This window comes from Streptomyces sp. NPDC050264, from assembly GCF_040655895.1.
Classification (GTDB): Bacteria; Actinomycetota; Actinomycetes; order Streptomycetales; family Streptomycetaceae; genus Streptomyces.
Genome location: NZ_JBFAKV010000007.1, coordinates 216,710 through 234,423, shown reverse-complemented (window position 1 = coordinate 234,423; position 17,714 = coordinate 216,710). Strand labels below are relative to the sequence as shown.

Here is a 17,714-nt window from a genome sequence, read left to right as displayed (position 1 = left end):
GAACCGCCAGAATCGGCCGTCACGTGCTGTCCCCTCTCGAACCGTCCCCTGTTACCGCGGCTTGCGCGCGGCTGGTCCAAACCCTAGAGGGCGGCACCGACAACGCCGCCACCGCGGGCGGGATTTTGTGGCGGTCCTGCAACACGCCGCGCAGCCCCGCCCGTCGCTCCCGGTCAGGCGATGCCCGCTTCCTTCATCTGGCGCAGCTCCTTCTTCATTTCGGACACCTCGTCGCGCAGCCGCGCCGCGATCTCGAACTGCAGGCCCGCCGCCGCGGTCCGCATCCGCTCGGTCAGCTCCTCGATCTGCTCGGAGAGTTCGGCCGCGGGACGGTCGGTGGGCGTGGTCCGCTCGGCCTTGCCGCGCTTCTTCGTGCCGGTGTCCGCCTTGCCGAGCGAGGGGACGGGGGCCTTGGCGCCCTTTCCGTCCTTGCCGCCCTTGCGGTAGCCGCTGCCGAGCAGCTCCTCCGTGTCGACGTCCTCGCGCGCGATGGACGCCACGATGTCGTTGATCTTCTTGCGCAGCGGCTGCGGGTCGATGCCGTTCGCCTCGTTGTACGCGACCTGCTTCTCGCGGCGGCGATTGGTCTCGTCGATGGCCTTCTCCATCGCCGGCGTGATCTTGTCGGCGTACATGTGGACCTGCCCCGACACGTTACGAGCCGCACGGCCGATGGTCTGGATCAGCGAGGTGCCGGAGCGCAGGAAGCCCTCCTTGTCGGCGTCGAGGATCGCCACCAGGGAGACCTCGGGCAGGTCGAGTCCCTCGCGCAGCAGGTTGATGCCGACCAGGACGTCGTACTCCCCCGCGCGCAGTTCGCGCAGCAGCTCGACGCGGCGCAGGGTGTCGACGTCGCTGTGCAGGTACCGCACCTGGATGCCGAGTTCCAGGAAGTAGTCCGTGAGGTCCTCGGCCATCTTCTTGGTGAGTGTGGTGACCAGGACACGCTCGTCCTTCTCGGTGCGCGTACGGATCTCGTGCACCAGGTCGTCGATCTGCCCCTCGGTGGGCTTGACGACGACCTCCGGGTCGATGAGGCCGGTGGGGCGGATGATCTGCTCGACGAAGCCGTCCCCGCGCGCGAGCTCGTAGTTCCCGGGCGTCGCCGACAGGTAGACGGTCTGGCCGATGCGCTCCTGGAACTCTTCCCACTTCAGGGGGCGGTTGTCGAGGGCGGACGGCAGCCGGAAGCCGTGGTCGACGAGCGTGCGCTTGCGGGAGGCGTCGCCCTCGTACATGGCGCCGATCTGCGGCACGGTGACGTGCGACTCGTCGATGACCAGGAGGAAGTCGTCCGGGAAGTAGTCGAGCAGCGTGTTCGGCGGGGAGCCGGGCTCGCGCCCGTCGAAGTGCATCGAGTAGTTCTCCACGCCGGAGCAGGAGCCGATCTGGCGGAGCATCTCGATGTCGTACGTGGTGCGCATGCGCAGCCGCTGGGCCTCCAGCATCTTGCCCTGCTTCTCCAGGGTGGTCAGCCGCTCGACCAGCTCCTTCTCGATGTCGTTCACCGCGCGCTCCAGGCGCTCGGGGCCCGCCACGTAGTGCGAGGCGGGGAAGACGTACAGCGAGTCGTCGTCGCTGATGACCTCGCCGGTGAGCGGGTGCAGCGTGGACAGCCGCTCGATCTCGTCGCCGAACATCTCGATGCGGACCGCGAGCTCCTCGTAGACGGGGAAGATCTCGATGGTGTCGCCGCGCACCCGGAAGGTGCCGCGCTGGAACGCCAGGTCGTTGCGCGTGTACTGGATGTCGACGAAACGGCGCAGGAGCTCGTCCCGGTCGAACTCGGCGCCGACCTTGAGGGGGACCATGCGGTCGACGTACTCCTGCGGCGTGCCGAGGCCGTAGATGCAGGAGACGGAGGCGACCACGACGACGTCGCGCCGCGTCAGCAGCGAGTTCGTCGCGGAGTGGCGCAGGCGCTCCACCTCCTCGTTGACCGAGGAGTCCTTCTCGATGTAGGTGTCCGACTGCGGGACGTACGCCTCGGGCTGGTAGTAGTCGTAGTACGAGACGAAGTACTCGACCGCGTTGTTCGGCAGCAGCTCGCGGAACTCATTGGCCAGCTGGGCGGCCAACGTCTTGTTCGGTGCCATCACCAGCGTGGGGCGCTGGAGCTTCTCGATCATCCACGCCGTGGTGGCGGACTTGCCGGTGCCGGTCGCGCCGAGCAGGACGACGTCCTTCTCGCCTGCGCGCACGCGCTTTTCCAGCTCGGCGATGGCCGCGGGCTGGTCACCGCTGGGCTGGTACGGACTGACGACCTCGAAGGGTGCCACCGTGCGTTCGATCTTGGATACGGGCCGCATGGAATCAACCGTACGACCCACCACTGACAACGGGGCGCGATCGGCCTCCCGGGGCCGCCGCGTCACCAGCCCTGCGGGGTGCGCGGCGACTGTCTGTCGGGGGCGCGGCGGGGCCGCGGGACTCCGGCGCGTGAGCGGCCGTCCAGCTCCGCGGCCTCCTGGGCGTCACGCCAGTCGGGGCGGCCCATGACCATCAGCGGGTCGAACATGACGACCACGCCGGCCAGGAGCAGGAAGCACAGGGGGCCGATCATCATCGGGGCGAGGATTCCGGCGGCCGATTCCCCTCCCGGCGAGCCGGTGGCGGAGCCGTGGGTCTGGACACTGACGGCCGCCATCCCCATGTAGTGCATACCGGAGACGGCGAGCCCCATGATCAGACTCGCGCCGATGCTCCACAGGATGCCGCGGACCTGGACGGCCGCCCACAGTGCGGCGGTGGCGGCCACCATGGCGACCACCACAGAGGCGCCCACAAGGAAGGTGTTGTACTCGATCGTCCCGTGAAGCCGCATTCCGGCCATTCCCAGGTAGTGCATCGACGCGACCCCCAGGCCGGTGATCGTGCCCCCTGTGAACAGCGCGGGGCCGGTCGCGCCCTTGTAGCCGACGATGAAGACACCTACGCCGACCATCACGATGGCGATGCCGAGGCTCGCGAAGGTCAGCGCCTTGTCGTAGTGGATCGGCATGCCCTCGACGCTGAAGCCCATCATGGCGATGAAGTGCATCGTCCAGATGCCCGAGCCGATCGCGGCGGAGCCGAGCGCGAGCCAGCCGGCCCGCCATGTGCTGGCCACGAGCAGCGACCTGGTGGTGCACCGGAGGCCGAGAGCTCCTCCGAGGCAGGCCATGAAGTACGCCACCACTGGCGTAACCAGTCCGTAACTGAAGCCGTCGACCGTCCCCTGCATGCGCCGCAGCCCTTCCGCCTGACTTGTTGCCCGAGATGTCCTGCTCGTTCCCCTGTCAACGGCCACGGGGGTGGCCGCGGTTGAGGCTGAGATTAAAGCGCACACAGGAACGTCCGAACGATTTTCCGGCAAAGAACTCCGGCGCCGGACGCGGGGTCGGTCGCGGTTGGACAACTCCGTTCAACCTCTGACCATCCTTCGCCTGTGTTCCGTTGACTCCCGACTGTCAGTCTCGTGCTTGTACGTGATCTCACGACGCACGAGGAGCAGACGTGTACGCACGCACCGCAGTCGCACTGGCCTCCGTGACCGGCTCCGCCATCATCGGTGTCCTGGTCCTGCCCACCGCCGCGCAAGCCGTCACCGGGCACCACAGACCGGTGGTCGTCGCTCACCGCGGCGCGTCCGCCTACGCCCCCGAGAACACCCTGGAAGCCGTCGACGAGGCGGACGACCTGGGCTTCACCTGGGTCGAGAACGACGTGCAGCGCACCAAGGACGGCGCGCTCGTCGTCATCCACGACACGACTCTGGCGCGCACCACGAACGTCGAGGAGGTCTTCCCCGGCCGCGCCCCGTGGAACGTGGGGGACTTCACCGCCGCGGAGATCGCCAGGCTGGACGCCGGCAGCTGGAAGGGCGCCGAGTTCACGGGCGCGCGGATCCCGACACTGCACCGGTACCTGCTACAGGTGGCGCACAACCATCAGAACCTGCTCATGGAGATCAAGTCGCCCGAGTTGTACCCGGGCATCGAGGACCAGATCCTGCGGCAGCTCCGCAAGGACGGCTGGCTGGGGAAGGCGCACATCCAGCGCCGGCTGGTCATCCAGAGCTTCAGCGCGGACAGCGTGCGGACCGTGCACGAGCGGCGCCCGGACATCAAGACCGGGTTCCTGGGCACCCCGGCCGTCGCCGACCTGCCCGCGTACGCGAAGTTCACCGACCAGATCAACCCGAGCAACTCGACGATCTCCGCGGACTACGTGAACGCGGTCCACGCGCTCAAGGGGCCGCATCACAAGCGCCTGGAGGTCTACACCTGGACGGTCAACGACGCGGCGACCACGCAGCGGGTGGCCGGACAGGGCGTCGACGGGATCATCACCAACAACCCGGACGTGGTGCGCGAGGCCCTCGACGACTGACCGTCGCCGGGGCGTTGTCAGTGCCCGGCCGTACCGTGGTCGGCATGAACGCCACTGGGCAGAAGGAGAGCGCACCCGACGCGTCGCGGCGGGTCGTGTGGGACGTCGTGGCGAGCGACATCGGACCGCTGCTGCTCGCCGCGACGGACGAGGGTCTGGTGCAGGTGGCCTTCCACGCCACCGACGCGGTGCGGGACGACGTGCTCGGCCGGCTCGGCTCCCGGTTCGGGGCCGAGCCGGCCGAGGCGCCGGACGCGCCGCTGCTCGTCGAGGCGGGGCGTCAGCTGGCGGAGTACTTCGCCGGGCGGCGGCGCGACTTCGCGCTGCCGCTCGACTGGTCGCTGAGCGCGGGGTTCAACCGGGAGGTGCTGCGCGAGCTCGCGTCCGGGGTGCCGTACGGGGCGGTCGTGGGGTACGGGGAGCTGGCCGGACGCGTCGGACAGCCCGGGGCCGCGCAGGCCGTGGGCGCGGCGATGGGGGCCAATCCGCTGCCGGTCGTGGTGCCGTGCCATCGGGTGGTGGAGCGTGACGGGGGGATCGGCGGGTTCGGGGGCGGGCTGGAGACGAAGCGGAGGTTGCTGGCGTTGGAGGGGGTGCTGCCCGAGCCGCTGTTCTGAGGGGCTCGTCCGCGATCGCCGGACCGGCGGAGTCTGCCCGGGAGTTCAGGGCAGCGTGATGTAGTACGCCTTGCGCAGCGTCTCCTGGATGGTCCACGTCGTGCGGTCGCCCTCGCGGAGCACTGCGGCCGTGCCGGGGCCGAGGTCGAGGACGGCGCCGCCCTCGACCTCGACGGTGGCGCGGCCGCTGACGACCACGAACAGCTCGTTCGCCTCGGTGTCGGTGACGACGCCGGGCGTGATCTGCCAGATGCCGCGCAGTTGCTTGCCGTCGGCCGACTCCCACAGCACCGCGCCGCTGACGACCGGGTCGCCGGAGACGATCCGGGCCGGGTCGAGCGGCTCCGGTTCCAGCTCGACGTCGGCGACGCGGACGGCGAAGGAAGCGGTGGACGGGGCGGGCGGGGCGGCTGGCCGGTCGTTCGTGGTCATGGGCGGTCACGGTAGTTGACCTGCGCCTCTCCTCTCACTGGACGGCTCGTAGCGTGTGCGCGGCCGCGACTGGACGGGCCGTCGGGGGGCAGACGTCCGAGTGGATGTGTAAAGCGACTTGGCGACATTTCTCCGGGAGGACGGCATGGAGATCTCCGGCATACTCAGCGCCATCGTGATCGGCATCGTCATCGGTGTGCTCGGCCGGCTGGCGCTGCCCGGCCGGCAGCGCATCGGCATCCTGGCGACGGTCGCCGTCGGCATCGTGGCGGCCCTGCTCGGCTCGGCGATGGCCGCGGGCTTCGGCGTCGCCGACACCAAGGGCGTGGACTGGGTCGAGTGGCTGATCCAGATCGGCCTGGCGGCGCTCGGTGTCGCCCTGCTCGACCGCGGCCGCCTCCGCCGCTGAGCCTCGCGCCGCGCCTCCTCGGGCAACGTGTCCGCCAGGGCTCCTCAGAGCGCCGTTTCGGTAGCAGACTCCGCCGTGCGCACAGCCGGAACATCCGCCGTACGACGAGTCACGGAGCCGAAGGGACGGCGATCAGGGCATGAGCGGGAACAGGGCAGTCGCGTATCTCAAGCCGGGTGCGGTGGAGGTCAGGACCATCGACCACCCGACGCTCGAACTGAAGGACGGCCCGGGGGTGGCGTCCGCGAATGTCGGCCGGACGTGCCGGCACGGCGTCGTCCTCAAGGTGCTGGCCACCAACATCTGCGGCTCGGACCAGCACATGGTGCGTGGCCGCACCACCGCGCCCGAGGGCCTGGTCCTCGGCCACGAGATCACCGGCGAGATCGTCGAGAAGGGCCCCGACGTCGAGTTCCTGGACGTCGGGGACATCGTCTCGGTGCCGTTCAACATCGCCTGCGGACGGTGCCGCAACTGCAAGGAACGCAAGACCGGCATCTGTCTGAACGTCAACCCCGCACGCCCCGGGGCGGCGTACGGCTATGTCGACATGGGCGGCTGGATCGGCGGGCAGGCCGAGTTCGTCATGGTCCCGTACGCGGACTTCAACGCGCTGCGCTTCCCCGACCCGGAGCAGGCGCGCGAGAAGCTGCTCGACCTGACGATGCTGTCGGACATCTTCCCGACCGGTTTCCACGGCGCGGTGACCGCGGGCACCGAGGTCGGTTCCACGGTGTACGTCGCCGGGGCCGGGCCCGTCGGGCTCGCGGCGGCCGCCTCCGCGCAACTCCTCGGCGCGGCCGTGGTGATCGTCGGTGACCTGAACCCCGCACGGCTCGCGCAGGCACGGAGTTTCGGCTGCGAGACGGTCGATCTGACGCGGGGCACCGTCGAGGACCAGGTCGCCGAGATCCTCGGCGTGCCCGAGGTGGACGCGGCGGTCGACGCGGTCGGCTTCGAGGCGCGGGCGCACGGCCCGGACTCCCCCGAGGCGCCCGCGACCGTCCTCAACTCGCTGATGGGTCTCACGACGGCCGGTGGCGCGCTCGGCATTCCCGGCCTGTACGTCACCGACGACCCGCGCGGCGTCGACCAGGACGCGCGGACCGGAACGCTGAAGGTGCGGCTCGGGCTCGGCTGGGCGAAGAGTCACCGGCTCACGACCGGGCAGTGCCCCGTCATGAAGTACCACCGGGGCCTGATGATGGCGATCCTGCACGAGCGCGTGCACATCGCCAAGGCCGTCAACGCGACGGTGATCGGCCTTGCCGACGCGCCGCGCGGCTACGCCGAGTTCGACCAGGGTGCGAGCAGGAAGTACGTCCTCGATCCGCACGGGGCCCTCAGCGGGCTGCGACCCGTGTGAGGCCGGGGAAAGTGGGCTCCACGCGCGCGTGGAGCCCACTTTCCGTACGCCGTAGGCGACTTGCGGGTCAGCACGCCTACCCCTTCCTCCCCCACGCCGAGATCAGCGGAGCCGTCGCCAAGTCCATCGTGCCGCCGGCCACGTTGGCCAGGTGCTGGTCGATCTCGTCGTCCGTGGCCAGGCCCGCCTCGGTCAGGGAGGTGCGGATCTGGTCGACCGTCGCGGTCTCCAGGGCCGTGCAGGCGGGGGACGTCAGGGGGAAGTACGCGTCCGCCTCGACCTGGCGCAGGCCCGCCTCGCGGAGCAGGCGCGGGAGTTTGCGGCCGTACGACAGGTCGGCGCCGCGCTCCGCGAGCAGGGCGCGGAAGCCGTGGCGCAGCCGGTTGGCCAACTGCTGCTCGGGGCCTGCCTCGTCGGGGCAGAGCAGCGGCTGGAGGGCGGGATCGGCGTCCTCCAGGAGGAGGCGGCCGCCGGGGCGCAGGGCACGGATCATGGACTGCAACGCCTTGTCCCGGTCCGGGACATGGACCAGGACGAGCCGGGCGTGCACCAGGTCGAAGCCGCCGGCGGGCGGCTCGTCGGCGCCGACGTCGTGCCGGCGTACCTCGACGGGGGTGCGCGGCGCGGTGGTCTGCCAGGACGTGTCGATGTCGGTGGCGAGGACCCGGCCGGTCGGGCCGACCTTCCGCGCCAGCCACGACACCACGGAGGTGCCACCGGCGCCGACTTCCCAGCAGCGCCAGCCGGGGCCGATGCCGAACCGCTCGATGTGCCGGAACGTCGTGGGGTCGAAAAGAGTCGAGAAGGCGTCGAAGCGCCGCCCCGCCTCGGGCTGCTGATTGTCGAGAAGATAGGCATGGCCGCCGGATCGCATCATGGGCCGATCATTCCAGCCTCCTTGCCCGATACCGCTCATTTGCCCTGTTTGACGCCCGCGCACGGCCTGCCGCGCTGTCGGCGATCGCTGGCAGACTGGCTGGCCGGGTCGCCCTCACGGCAGAGCGGCGACCAGGTACGAGCACGTACGGGAACGGGCGCTAGGAGCCGAGCATGTCGATGGCGGGCAACCTGCGGAAGGTCGGTGGCCTGCGCGGGGTGGGCGGGCTGCGGAAGGTGGCGCGGCTGGCGCGACGGCGGCCCCGGGTGGATCTGAGTCACCCGGCGCGCTCCCCGCTCGGCTCCGCGGTGGTGAACTGCGTGACGTACCGCGAGGGCGTGCGCGAGACGGGCGGCCGCGATCTCGTCGAGGCGGTGCGCGCGGTGCGCAAGTCGGACGAGGGGTTCGTCTGGCTCGGGCTGCACGAGCCGTCCGAGCTGGAGATCGCGGACATCGCCGAGTTGTTCGACCTGCACCCGCTGGCGGTGGAGGACGCGGTCCACGCGCATCAGCGGCCGAAGGTCGAGCGGTACGGGCAGACGCTGTTCGCGGTCCTGAAGACGGTCTGTTACGTCGAGCACGCGGAGCTCACCGCGACCAGCGAGGTCGTCGACACCGGCGAGATCATGGTGTTCGTCGGACGGGACTTCGTGATCACGGTGCGGCACGGCCGGCACGGTTCGCTCGGACTCGTGCGGGAAGCCCTGGAGGCCGATCCGGAACAGCTCGCCAAAGGACCTGCCGCGGTGCTGCACGCGATCGCGGACGGTGTGGTCGACGACTATCTGACGGTGATCGACGAGGTCCAGTCGGACATCGACGCGGTCGAGGCGGAGGTGTTCGCGCAGAACGGGGCGCGGACCGACCCGGGCCGCATCTACCAGCTCAAGCGCGAACTGCTCGAGCTGAAGCGGGCGGTGGCGCCGCTGTCCCGCCCGGTCCTCGAACTGTCCGGGCGGCCGTTCCCCGCCGTACCGCCCGAGATACAGGCGTACTTCCGTGACGTGTCGGACCACTTGTTGCGGGCGGTCGAGCAGATAGCGGCCTTCGACGAACTGCTGAACTCGATTCTGCAGGCCCATCTCGCGCAGGTGACGGTCGCCCAGAACGAGGACATGCGCAAGATCACGGCGTGGGCCGCGATCGTCGCCGTGCCGACGATGGGCTGCGGGATCTATGGCATGAACTTCGACCACATGCCGGAGCTGCACTGGCGCTTCGGCTATCCGCTCATGCTGTCCGTCATCGCCGCGATCTGTGTCGGCGTCTACCGGGGGTTCAAGCGGAACGGCTGGCTCTGACCGGGCCGCCGCCACGTCACCGCCGTGACCAGGCCGGATGCCGCGGGTCGTCCGCTCGGATCAGCACGTCGGCCCGGGCCCCGGGGTCCGTCTCGGTGTCGTAGCGCGCGAAGGCCGGCAGTGTCCACCGGTCGGTTTCGGGCGTACGGCGCCGCAGCGCGCCCGGGGTCAGGCCCACGTGGACCGTCAGGTCGAACGGGAACCAGTGGTTCAGCAGAAAGGGGCCGTGCAGCAACAAGGCTCCGCCGGGCGGCAGCCGGACGTACGGAGTGCGGGTGGCCCGGTCGGTCGCGGGGTCCCACAGGTCGGGCAGGACACGGCCGGTCCCGTCCGGTTCGAGGGGGCCGAACACCTCACGCCAGAGCGCTCCCGTGTCGAGCCAGCCGCTGTAGTACGACTCCTCGTCCTGGTGCCCGAACTCGTAGCGCAGGGAGGCCGGGCGCAGGAAACCCTCCGTGCCGATCACCGCGGACGTGCGGCCGCGCACGCGCAGGGCCTCGGCGACGCGGGCCGCGAGGTCGCCGGGGCGGGCGGCCGGGGCGCCGTCGAAGGCGACCTTCGGCCAGGCGCCGCCGTCGGCCGGTTCCAGGTCGAGCAGGCGCTCGGCGAGGGCGTCGCCGAGCCGTTCCCAGGTGATCGCTTCGAGTCGCACACGATCCATGATGCCGGGCGGTGGCGCGGGCGCCCCGGCGGGCATGACGTTCGTATGAGCAGCGCGGTGCCCCCGTCCCCTTCGCCCCTCGCGGTGCGTGGTCCGCTCGTCTTCCAGCCGGTGCGGCGCAGGCGGTGCGGCGCCTGTCGCACGGGGCCGCTCGGCCTGCTGGTGCTGTCGGACGGGCAGCCGCGCTGCCTGGACTGCGTCGACCTGGCGCATCTGGTGTATCTGCCGCGCGGCGACACGGCGTTGACCCGGCGGTCCCGGGAGGAGAGCGCGCTGTCGGCGGTCGTGGTGCGGTTCCACCGGCGCCGCGGGCGGTACGAGCGGCAGGGCGTCCTCGTCGAGGAGGCGGCGCTCGCGCGGGCCGAGGCGCGCTGCCTGGCGGACGCCGAGGCGCGGGCCAGGCGGCGGGAGCGGGACGCGGCGCGGCGGGCGGCGCAGGACGTGCGATTCCAAGCGGCGTTCGCGGCGGAGATCCTGCGGTTGTTCCCGGGGTGCCCGACGCACCGGGCGGCGGCCGTCGCCGGGCACGCCGGGCTGCGGGGCAGCGGCCGGGTGGGGCGCAGTGCCGCGGGGCGCGCGCTGTCGGAGGGCGCGGTGACCGCGGCGGTCCGGGCCGCGGTACGGCACGTGGACACTCCGTACGACCGGTTGCTGATGGAGGGGGTGGCCTGGAAGGAGGCACGGCTGCGGGTGGCGGGAACGGTCGCGGCCGTACTGGACGCCTGGCGGGCGGGCGCGTCCTGAGCGCGGGGAAAGCGCTGCCCATGGCCGGGTTTCTGCGGCATGATCCCCGTACGGACCGGACAGGCCCTGGGGGGATCGGGATGATCGAGGGACCGTATTTCGTGCTCGTCGTGCTCGGGACGCTGTGGTGCGGGGTCACCGCGGGGGTGTTCGTCGCGTTCTCCACGTTCGTGATGCGCGGGCTCGGGGCGCTGCCCGCCGCGCGCGGCATCACGGCGATGAACGCCATCAACGTCGCCGCGGTGAGCCCGGCTTTCATGGTCGTCTTTCTCGGCGCGGCCGTGCTGTGCGCGGTGATCGCCGTCGTCACGTTCGTGTTGTGGCCCGACGAGGGCACCGTGGAGCTGCTGGTGGGCTGCGCCCTGTATCTCGCGGGTTCGTTCGGCGTGACGATCGTGGCGAACATCCCGCGCAACGAGGCTCTCGCCGGGCTGGCCGGTGACGAGGAGTCCGGGAGCAGCGCCGCGTACTGGCGCACGTACCTGCGCGAGTGGGTGCTGTGGAACCACGTCCGGGGCGGTGCCTCGCTCGCCGCGGCGGCGTCGTTCGTACTGGCCCTGACCTGAGGCGCCGCCCGGGCGGCGGCGCCGACTGGGCGCGCATCCTGGTGCAATCCCGACGTATCGTGGCGAAAAGGGCCACTGCGTAGGGAGACGGCCATGGCCGACCCCAAGGGCTTCCTCACCACGCCTCGGCAGGAGGCGCCGCGCCGGCCCGTCGAGGAGCGGGTCCGCGACTGGGACGAGGTGTACGTCCCCGGCGGACTGCTGCCGATCGTCGGCGCCCAGGCCGACCGGTGCATGGACTGCGGGGTCCCGTTCTGCCACGAGGCGTGTCCGCTGGGGAACCTGATCCCCGAGTGGAACGAGCTGGTGGCGCGGGACGACTGGCGGGCCGCGAGCGAGCGGCTGCACGCCACGAACAACTTCCCGGAGTTCACCGGCCGGCTGTGCCCCGCCCCCTGCGAGGCGGGCTGCGTCCTCGCGATCAACCAGCCCGCGGTGACGATCAAGAACGTCGAGGTGGCCATCGCCGACCGGGCCTGGCAGGACGGGCTCATGGCCGCCCGGCCGCCCGACCGGCTGAGCGGCCGGACGGTCACCGTCGTCGGTTCGGGTCCCGCCGGACTCGCCGCGGCGCAGCAGCTGGCCCGGGCCGGTCACACCGTGGCCGTGTACGAGCGGGACGAGCGGCCCGGCGGACTGCTGCGGTACGGAATCCCCTCCTTCAAGATGGAGAAGCGGCAACTCGATCGCAGGCTCGGCCAGTTGAGGGAAGAAGGCGTGCGTTTTCGTACGTCGGTGGAGATCGGCCGGGACATCAGCGCCGCGGAGCTGCGGGCACGGTACGACGCCGTGGTGCTCGCCACGGGGGCGACAGCCTGGCGCGAACTGGAGGTGCCCGGGCGGGGGTTGGCCGGCGTCCATCAGGCGATGGAGTATCTGCCGCTGGCCGGCCGGGTGAGCGAGGGCGACCTCGGCACGTCACCGATGAGCGCCGCGGGCCGGCACGTCATCGTCGTCGGCGGCGGCGACACCGGCGCCGACTGTCTGGGCACGGCGGTGCGTGAAGGGGCGCTGTCCGTCACGCAGTTGGACATCTACGGCAGGCCCGGCGACGTGCGCGACGAAGAGGCCGAGCCGTGGCCCACGTACCCGAAGCTGTACCGGCTCTCCGCCGCGCACGAGGAGGCGGGCGAGCTGAGGACGGCACCTTCCGCGGACGCGGACGCGCGGCTCTTCGCGGCGTCGACCCTGCGGTTCACCGGCGACGCGTACGGGCACGTACGGGCGCTGCACCTGGTCGGCGTGGACGCGGCGCGGCAGCCACGCGCGGGCACGGACCGGGAACTGCCCGCCGATCTGGTGCTGCTGGCACTCGGCTTCACCGGCCCCGAGCGTCAAGCCGGCGGGCTCGTCGAGCAGTTGGGGCTCGACGTCACCCCGCGCGGCGGGCTCGCGCGCACCGCCGCTTTCGGCACGGAGGTGCCGGGGGTGTTCGTCGCCGGGGATGCCGGACGGGGGCAGTCGCTCGTGGTCTGGGCGATCGCGGAGGGGCGGGCCGCCGCCGCGGCCGTGGACCGCTGGCTGACCGGCACCACGCAGCTTCCGGCGCCGATCGGGGCACACGACCGGCCCATGACGGCGTGAGCCCCTGAGCCGTACGGGTGCGGTGGACGGGGGCGCTCCCGCACCCCGTCCGGCCCGCGACCCGTCCGCAGAACCCCCGCCGGTCAGTGCCCGGTCGGCCCCCGGACCTCACGAGAGGAGCGTCATGAGAGGAGGAAGTCCGCCGCCCCCGACTTCGCTCCCTCGATGAACGCGTTGATCTCGCCCGGGGTGTAGATCAGGGCGGGGCCGTCCGGGTCGGATGACTGGCGCACCGCGACCCGGCCGTCGGCCAGCTTCATGGCTTCGAGGCAGTTGCCCCCGTTGCCGCCGCTCCATGGCTTGTGCCAGCCGTCGGTGCCGAGGTCGCGCGCGGGCATGCCGTTGTAGATCGGCTCCCCGTCGACTCCTCGTATCCGGTCCTTGATCCGGTCCATTCACAGCTCCTTGCGGAGATCCCGGAGGATCTCCTTTGTGCGTTGTGCCGTCGCGGCGTGCGCCGCCATGCGGTCCATGACCTCCAGGTGAGTGGCCACCTCGGGTCGCGCGTCCAGATAGACGGCGCCGGTCAGGTACTCGCTGTAGACCATGTCCGGCAGTTCTGACATGGCAAACCGGAACAGGACGAAGGGTCCGTACGTGCCCGGGTGCGGGCCCGTCGCGAACTCCGCGACCTGGAGCGTCACGTTCGGCCGCTCCATCATTTCGAGCAGCCGGTCGACCTGGCCGCGCATCACGCCCGCGTCGCCGACGGGACGGCGCAGCGCGGTCTCGTCCATGACGACCCACAGCCGGGGCGCGTCCTCGCGGGTGAGCAGGGCCTGGCGCTGCATGCGCAGCGCGACGTGCCGGTCGACGACCTCGGGGTCCTCGACGAGCGCGCGCCCTATGGCGCCGGATCTGAGCACGCCGCGCGCGTACTCCTCGGTCTGCATCAGGCCCGGCACGAAGTGCGGCTCGTAGGACCGGATGAGGGCCGCGGCGCCCTCCAGGCTCACGTACATCGAGAACCAGCCGGGCAGGATGTCGTGGAACCGCTGCCACCAGCCCGGCTTGTTCGCGTCCTCCGCGAGCTGCACGAAGGCGGCGGCCTCTTCCTCGGAGACGCCGTAGGACTTCAGGAGGAGCTGGAGGTAGGGGATCTTGAGCGAGACCTCCGCCGTCTCCATGCGGCGCACGGTCGCGGCGGTTACGCGGAGTACTTTCGCGGCGTCCTCGCGCTTGAGGCCGGCGCCCTCTCGCAAGTCCTGGAGACGCCGGCCGAGCACGACCTGGCCGACCGTCGGCGCGGACCGCGGTTCGCTCACGCCCCTTACCTCCCAGTAGTCAATCCAGTGGTCCTGTGTTCGGAACTCAGCCGCGGAAAAAGGTCCGGCGAGGTCGTTCACCGGCCATTTCCCCGCGGTTAGCCCCCAAGGGGCGCCGCGCGACGAGCTGTTGCGAGCAGTGTGCCACGTCTGCTCCATGGGGCACACTGCACTCTGTACTTTTCAGAGTGGCTCTTGCCAAGTGTTCACGACGGGGAGATAGTGGCAAACGTGACTCCGTCCGCGCCCTTAGGAACAGAAGCAGGCGAAGCTACGCTCAGTGACCGTTCGGGAACCCCACTGGGGACCGCGGCACGGCGCAGCAGCTTCGAGCTGGCTCCCCACCCGGGCTCCGCCGCACAGGCCCGGCGCATGACGCGCGACCATCTCAGTGGATGGGGAGCGTGCGACGACACCTGTGACGCGGCGGCCCTCGTCGTCTCCGAGCTGGTCACGAACGCGATCGTGCACACCGCCAGCAGACGCATCCACTGCGAACTGCACGAGCTGTGCGACGACGCCGGTGAACGGGTGCGGATAGCGGTGCGCGACGAAGGATCCCTGCCCGGTGACACCCGGGCCGCGGGCCGGATCGCGCCCGAGGAGGAGCACGGCAGGGGGCTCCTCCTCGTGGCGGCCGTCTCCACGGCGTGGGGCGCCCAGGAGACCGGTCCCGGACTGCTCGTCTGGGCGGAGCTGCCCCGGGACGCCCAGGCGGTGACGGGCCCCGGACCCGTGCCGGACGCCTCCCACGGGACCGGCTGGGCCTGGTGAGCGAAGCCCGCCCCGGCCGGGCGGGCACGGAACGACGACGAGCGTGCTGAGCGGGAACGGATGGGCGTGGTGACGACGCGGACGATGCAGCTGGACTCGCTGGTCGGGCTCGCCCGGCGACGACGTACGCCTCGCCCGCCCGCACCCGTGCGCCTGAGCGTGCCGGACGGCATGACCGTTCCGCTGGGCTGCGACGCGGTGGCGGTCCCCGAGGCGTTCGCCCGCGCGATGACGCGGCGGCTGCCGCGGATGGGGTGCGTGTACGCGGACGGGGCGCACTGGTGGTGGCTCGTACCGTCGGACTCCGATGTGGCCCTTGAGTGGCCGGCGCCCGCGCGCTACACGGCGGGGGCTTTGGTGCCGGACGCCGGACGCGCCCCCGATCTGATCCACTGCCCCGACAGCTCGGTGCCGTACACCCCGCCGATCCCCCTGTACCTGGCGCTGTGCCGGGTGACGGGGACGACGCCGGTCTGGTCCCGGTCCATCGGCGCTTCCTGAACCCTCCCACCCCCCTCCGACGCCAGGCGTCGAGTCCGCCCCGCGCGGGCAGGCACCCGGCGACGGTCGCCGGCGCGGCGACGGGGACGGGGTGGTCCGATGGCCAGGAACAAGCCGGACGCCGGGGCGGAGCCGGACGAACCGGTGACGTCGGAGTCGGAGAGCCTGCTGTTCGGCGGGCCGTTGCGCTACGACATCGGCTGGTCGGCGCATGAGAACGCCTTCCTCCAGCTGAGTTTCCGGGCGATGCTGACGCGGCTTCCCGCGCTGCTCGCGTCCAGTTTCCGGCTCGCGCGGGACGCGGACGGGCGCGCCGCCCGCATCGTGCTGGCCGCCGAGTCGGGCCGGGGTGTCGCCCAGGCGGTGAGCCTGCTCGCCGTCAACAGCGTGCTGGCCCGGCTCATCGCGGGCGGCTCGATGGCGGACCGGCTGCGCGGCGCCGCGCCCGCGCTGATCGCCATGGCGACCGTGCTCCTGGTGGCGGCGCTGCTGCGCGCGGCCTCGACGTACGCGACCGGGCGCCTGGAGCCGAAGGTCGAACGCCTCGCCACGGAGCGGTACTTGGAGCGCGCGGCGACCGTGGAACTGGCGGCGATCGAGGACGAGGCGTTCCACAAGCTGCTCGACACCGCGCAGTACGGGGCGCAGTCGGCGCGCCGGATGATCACCCTCGCGACCCGTGTGGTGAACGCGATGATCTCGCTGATCGCGGCGGCGAGCGTACTGACGGTGCTGCATCCGGTACTGCTGCCGCTCCTGGTGACGATGACGCTGCCGAGCGCGTGGAGCGCCCTGACGATCGCGCGGCGCCGCTACCGCTCGTTCCACGTGTGGGTGCAGCACGCGCGGGCGGGCCGGCTGATCAGCAGCCTGTTCATCGACGCGGCGGCGGCCCCGGAGATCCGGGTGCACGGCGTGGGCCCGTTCCTGCTGCGCCACTTCCGCTCGATGGCGGAGACGCAGGAGGCGGAACAGGAGCGGCTCGCCAAGCTCGCGGCGCGGACCGGTCTGGTCGCGGCGGCCTGGACGGGGCTCGCGACGACGGCGACGTACGCGACGCTGGGTCTGCTCCTGCTGACCGGTGCGATGGCGCTGTCGGTGGCGGGCACGGCGGTGATCGCGATCCGCACGGGTTCGCAGAGCCTGGACACCCTCGTCCTGGAGGTCAACTCCCTGCACGAGGACGCCCTGTTCGTCGGTGACCTGGAGCGGCTGTACGTGGAGGCGGCGCGGCGCGCGATCCCGACGGGCGGCACGCAACTCCCCTGGGAGCCGGACGAGATCAGGTTCGAGAACGTCACCTTCACCTATCCGGGCAGCGCGTCCCGCCCCGCTCTCGACGACGTGACGCTCTCCGTGCCGATGGGCCGCATCGTCGCCCTCGTCGGCGAGAACGGCTCCGGCAAGACGACTCTGGTGAAGCTGCTCGCCGGGCTCTACGCCCCGCAGAGCGGCCGCATCCTGTGGGACGGGGTCGACGCGGCGGGCGCCGACCGGGCGCAACTCGCCGAGCGGGTCGCGATGGTGGCGCAGGACTTCAAGCGCTGGCCGTTCACGGCGCGCGTCAACGTCGGCATCGGCCGTGCCACGTTCGACCCGACCGAGGAGCGGATCGGCGAGGCCGTGTCGCAGGCGGGCGCGGGTGATGTCGTACGGGACCTGCCGCGCGGCATCGACACGCTGCTCGCGCGCGCGTTCAGCGGCGGGCACGAACTGTCGGGCGGCCAGTGGCAGCGGCTCGGCATCGCGCGGGCCGCGTACCGCAGGGGCAGCATCCTGATCGTCGACGAGCCGACGGCGGCCCTGGACGCGCGGGCCGAGCTGGAGGTCTTCGAGAAGATCCGGGCGCTGGCGGGCACCGGCCAGACGGTCATCCTGATCACGCACCGGCTCGCGTCGGTGCGGCACGCCGATCTCGTGCACGTCCTGGAGCAGGGCCGCCTGGTCGAATCGGGCTCGCCCGACGATCTGCTGGCCGCCGGCGGGGTCTACGCCGAGCTGTACGGGCTCCAGGCGGACCAGTTCACGCGACGGGCTCCGGGGCCGCCTCCCGAACGATCACCAGGAACGCGTCGGTCGCCAGGTCCATGACCACCTCGGCCCGCTGTCCCTCCAGTCGGCGCAACCGCGCGAACTCCTCGGCGGGCCAGGAGCCGCGGGGCCCGCCCGCGGGGAATCGTTGCAGCACCACTCGTCCGTTGACCATCTCTCGTCCCTGCCCCCGTGATCGTGCCGGTGTGCTGACG

Annotated in this window: 19 protein-coding genes; 11 read left to right on the top strand and 8 right to left on the bottom strand. The window is 71.5% G+C overall.

What is annotated here, in order from left to right:
* Nucleotides 1-173: 173 nt before the first annotated feature.
* Both uvrB and AB0J02_RS14980 read right to left on the bottom strand, forming a co-directional pair.
* Complete coding sequence (gene uvrB / locus AB0J02_RS14985) at nt 174-2,309, bottom strand: excinuclease ABC subunit UvrB (RefSeq protein ID WP_363194062.1); 2,136 nt, start codon at nt 2,307-2,309, stop codon at nt 174-176.
* Nucleotides 2,310-2,371: 62 nt separating this feature from the next.
* The gene (locus AB0J02_RS14980; protein WP_363194061.1) at nt 2,372-3,223 is read right to left on the bottom strand and encodes an MHYT domain-containing protein; all 852 of its coding nucleotides are present in this window, start codon (nt 3,221-3,223) and stop codon (nt 2,372-2,374) included.
* A gap of 272 nt (nt 3,224-3,495) precedes the next feature.
* On the opposite strand from AB0J02_RS14980, the gene AB0J02_RS14975 reads away from it, so the two are divergent.
* Together AB0J02_RS14975 and AB0J02_RS14970 are read left to right on the top strand one after the other, a co-directional pair.
* Complete coding sequence (locus tag AB0J02_RS14975) at nt 3,496-4,371, top strand: glycerophosphodiester phosphodiesterase family protein (protein ID WP_363194060.1); 876 nt, start codon at nt 3,496-3,498, stop codon at nt 4,369-4,371.
* Between the two features lie 44 nt (nt 4,372-4,415).
* Nucleotides 4,416-4,988, top strand: a complete 573-nt coding sequence (locus AB0J02_RS14970) for a methylated-DNA--[protein]-cysteine S-methyltransferase (protein ID WP_363194059.1) — start codon at nt 4,416-4,418, stop codon at nt 4,986-4,988.
* A gap of 45 nt (nt 4,989-5,033) precedes the next feature.
* Here the strand turns inward: AB0J02_RS14970 and AB0J02_RS14965 are convergent, their stop codons facing one another.
* On the bottom strand, nt 5,034-5,420 hold the full coding sequence (locus AB0J02_RS14965; protein ID WP_363194058.1) for a cupin domain-containing protein: 387 nt from the start codon (nt 5,418-5,420) through the stop codon (nt 5,034-5,036).
* Nucleotides 5,421-5,565: 145 nt separating this feature from the next.
* Here AB0J02_RS14965 and AB0J02_RS14960 point away from each other — a divergent pair, with 145 nt between their 5' ends.
* Nucleotides 5,566-5,829, top strand: coding sequence for a GlsB/YeaQ/YmgE family stress response membrane protein (locus AB0J02_RS14960; protein WP_363194057.1), 264 nt, complete (start codon nt 5,566-5,568; stop codon nt 5,827-5,829).
* Nucleotides 5,830-5,968: 139 nt separating this feature from the next.
* Nucleotides 5,969-7,195: a formaldehyde dehydrogenase, glutathione-independent gene (fdhA, locus tag AB0J02_RS14955; RefSeq protein ID WP_363194056.1), complete on the top strand. Its 1,227-nt coding sequence runs from the start codon at nt 5,969-5,971 to the stop codon at nt 7,193-7,195.
* Between the two features lie 76 nt (nt 7,196-7,271).
* On the opposite strand, the gene AB0J02_RS14950 is transcribed toward fdhA, so the two are convergent.
* Nucleotides 7,272-8,072, bottom strand: a complete 801-nt coding sequence (locus tag AB0J02_RS14950) for a methyltransferase domain-containing protein (RefSeq protein WP_363194055.1) — start codon at nt 8,070-8,072, stop codon at nt 7,272-7,274.
* A gap of 173 nt (nt 8,073-8,245) precedes the next feature.
* Here AB0J02_RS14950 and AB0J02_RS14945 point away from each other — a divergent pair, with 173 nt between their 5' ends.
* Nucleotides 8,246-9,373: a magnesium and cobalt transport protein CorA gene (locus AB0J02_RS14945; protein WP_363194054.1), complete on the top strand. Its 1,128-nt coding sequence runs from the start codon at nt 8,246-8,248 to the stop codon at nt 9,371-9,373.
* A gap of 16 nt (nt 9,374-9,389) precedes the next feature.
* On the opposite strand, the gene AB0J02_RS14940 is transcribed toward AB0J02_RS14945, so the two are convergent.
* A complete protein-coding gene (locus tag AB0J02_RS14940) occupies nt 9,390-10,034 on the bottom strand; it encodes a uridine kinase (RefSeq protein ID WP_363194053.1) in 645 nt (214 codons plus the stop codon).
* A gap of 45 nt (nt 10,035-10,079) precedes the next feature.
* Here AB0J02_RS14940 and AB0J02_RS14935 point away from each other — a divergent pair, with 45 nt between their 5' ends.
* The 3 genes from AB0J02_RS14935 (at nt 10,080) to AB0J02_RS14925 (ending at nt 12,928) form a co-directional block, all read left to right on the top strand.
* Nucleotides 10,080-10,778, top strand: coding sequence for a DUF2293 domain-containing protein (locus AB0J02_RS14935; RefSeq protein ID WP_363194052.1), 699 nt, complete (start codon nt 10,080-10,082; stop codon nt 10,776-10,778).
* Nucleotides 10,779-10,858: 80 nt separating this feature from the next.
* A complete protein-coding gene (locus tag AB0J02_RS14930; protein ID WP_363194051.1) occupies nt 10,859-11,344 on the top strand; it encodes an anthrone oxygenase family protein in 486 nt (161 codons plus the stop codon).
* A gap of 93 nt (nt 11,345-11,437) precedes the next feature.
* Entirely contained in the window at nt 11,438-12,928 is a 1,491-nt protein-coding gene (locus AB0J02_RS14925) for a glutamate synthase subunit beta (RefSeq protein WP_363194050.1), read from the top strand.
* Nucleotides 12,929-13,050: 122 nt separating this feature from the next.
* Here AB0J02_RS14925 and AB0J02_RS14920 read toward each other — a convergent pair whose 3' ends face one another.
* Both AB0J02_RS14920 and AB0J02_RS14915 read right to left on the bottom strand, forming a co-directional pair.
* Nucleotides 13,051-13,323, bottom strand: coding sequence for a DUF397 domain-containing protein (locus AB0J02_RS14920; RefSeq protein ID WP_363194049.1), 273 nt, complete (start codon nt 13,321-13,323; stop codon nt 13,051-13,053).
* On the bottom strand, nt 13,324-14,193 hold the full coding sequence (locus AB0J02_RS14915) for a helix-turn-helix transcriptional regulator (RefSeq protein WP_363194048.1): 870 nt from the start codon (nt 14,191-14,193) through the stop codon (nt 13,324-13,326). It lies immediately after the preceding gene.
* Nucleotides 14,194-14,493: 300 nt separating this feature from the next.
* Here AB0J02_RS14915 and AB0J02_RS14910 point away from each other — a divergent pair, with 300 nt between their 5' ends.
* The 3 genes from AB0J02_RS14910 (at nt 14,494) to AB0J02_RS14900 (ending at nt 17,559) form a co-directional block, all read left to right on the top strand.
* Complete coding sequence (locus tag AB0J02_RS14910) at nt 14,494-14,967, top strand: ATP-binding protein (protein ID WP_363194253.1); 474 nt, start codon at nt 14,494-14,496, stop codon at nt 14,965-14,967.
* Between the two features lie 60 nt (nt 14,968-15,027).
* The gene (locus AB0J02_RS14905; RefSeq protein WP_363194047.1) at nt 15,028-15,468 is read left to right on the top strand and encodes a hypothetical protein; all 441 of its coding nucleotides are present in this window, start codon (nt 15,028-15,030) and stop codon (nt 15,466-15,468) included.
* A gap of 99 nt (nt 15,469-15,567) precedes the next feature.
* A complete protein-coding gene (locus AB0J02_RS14900) occupies nt 15,568-17,559 on the top strand; it encodes an ABC transporter ATP-binding protein (protein WP_363194046.1) in 1,992 nt (663 codons plus the stop codon).
* Here AB0J02_RS14900 and AB0J02_RS14895 read toward each other — a convergent pair.
* Nucleotides 17,492-17,674, bottom strand: coding sequence for a hypothetical protein (locus AB0J02_RS14895; protein ID WP_363194045.1), 183 nt, complete (start codon nt 17,672-17,674; stop codon nt 17,492-17,494). The genes AB0J02_RS14900 and AB0J02_RS14895 overlap by 68 nt on opposite strands.
* Nucleotides 17,675-17,714: the final 40 nt, after the last annotated feature.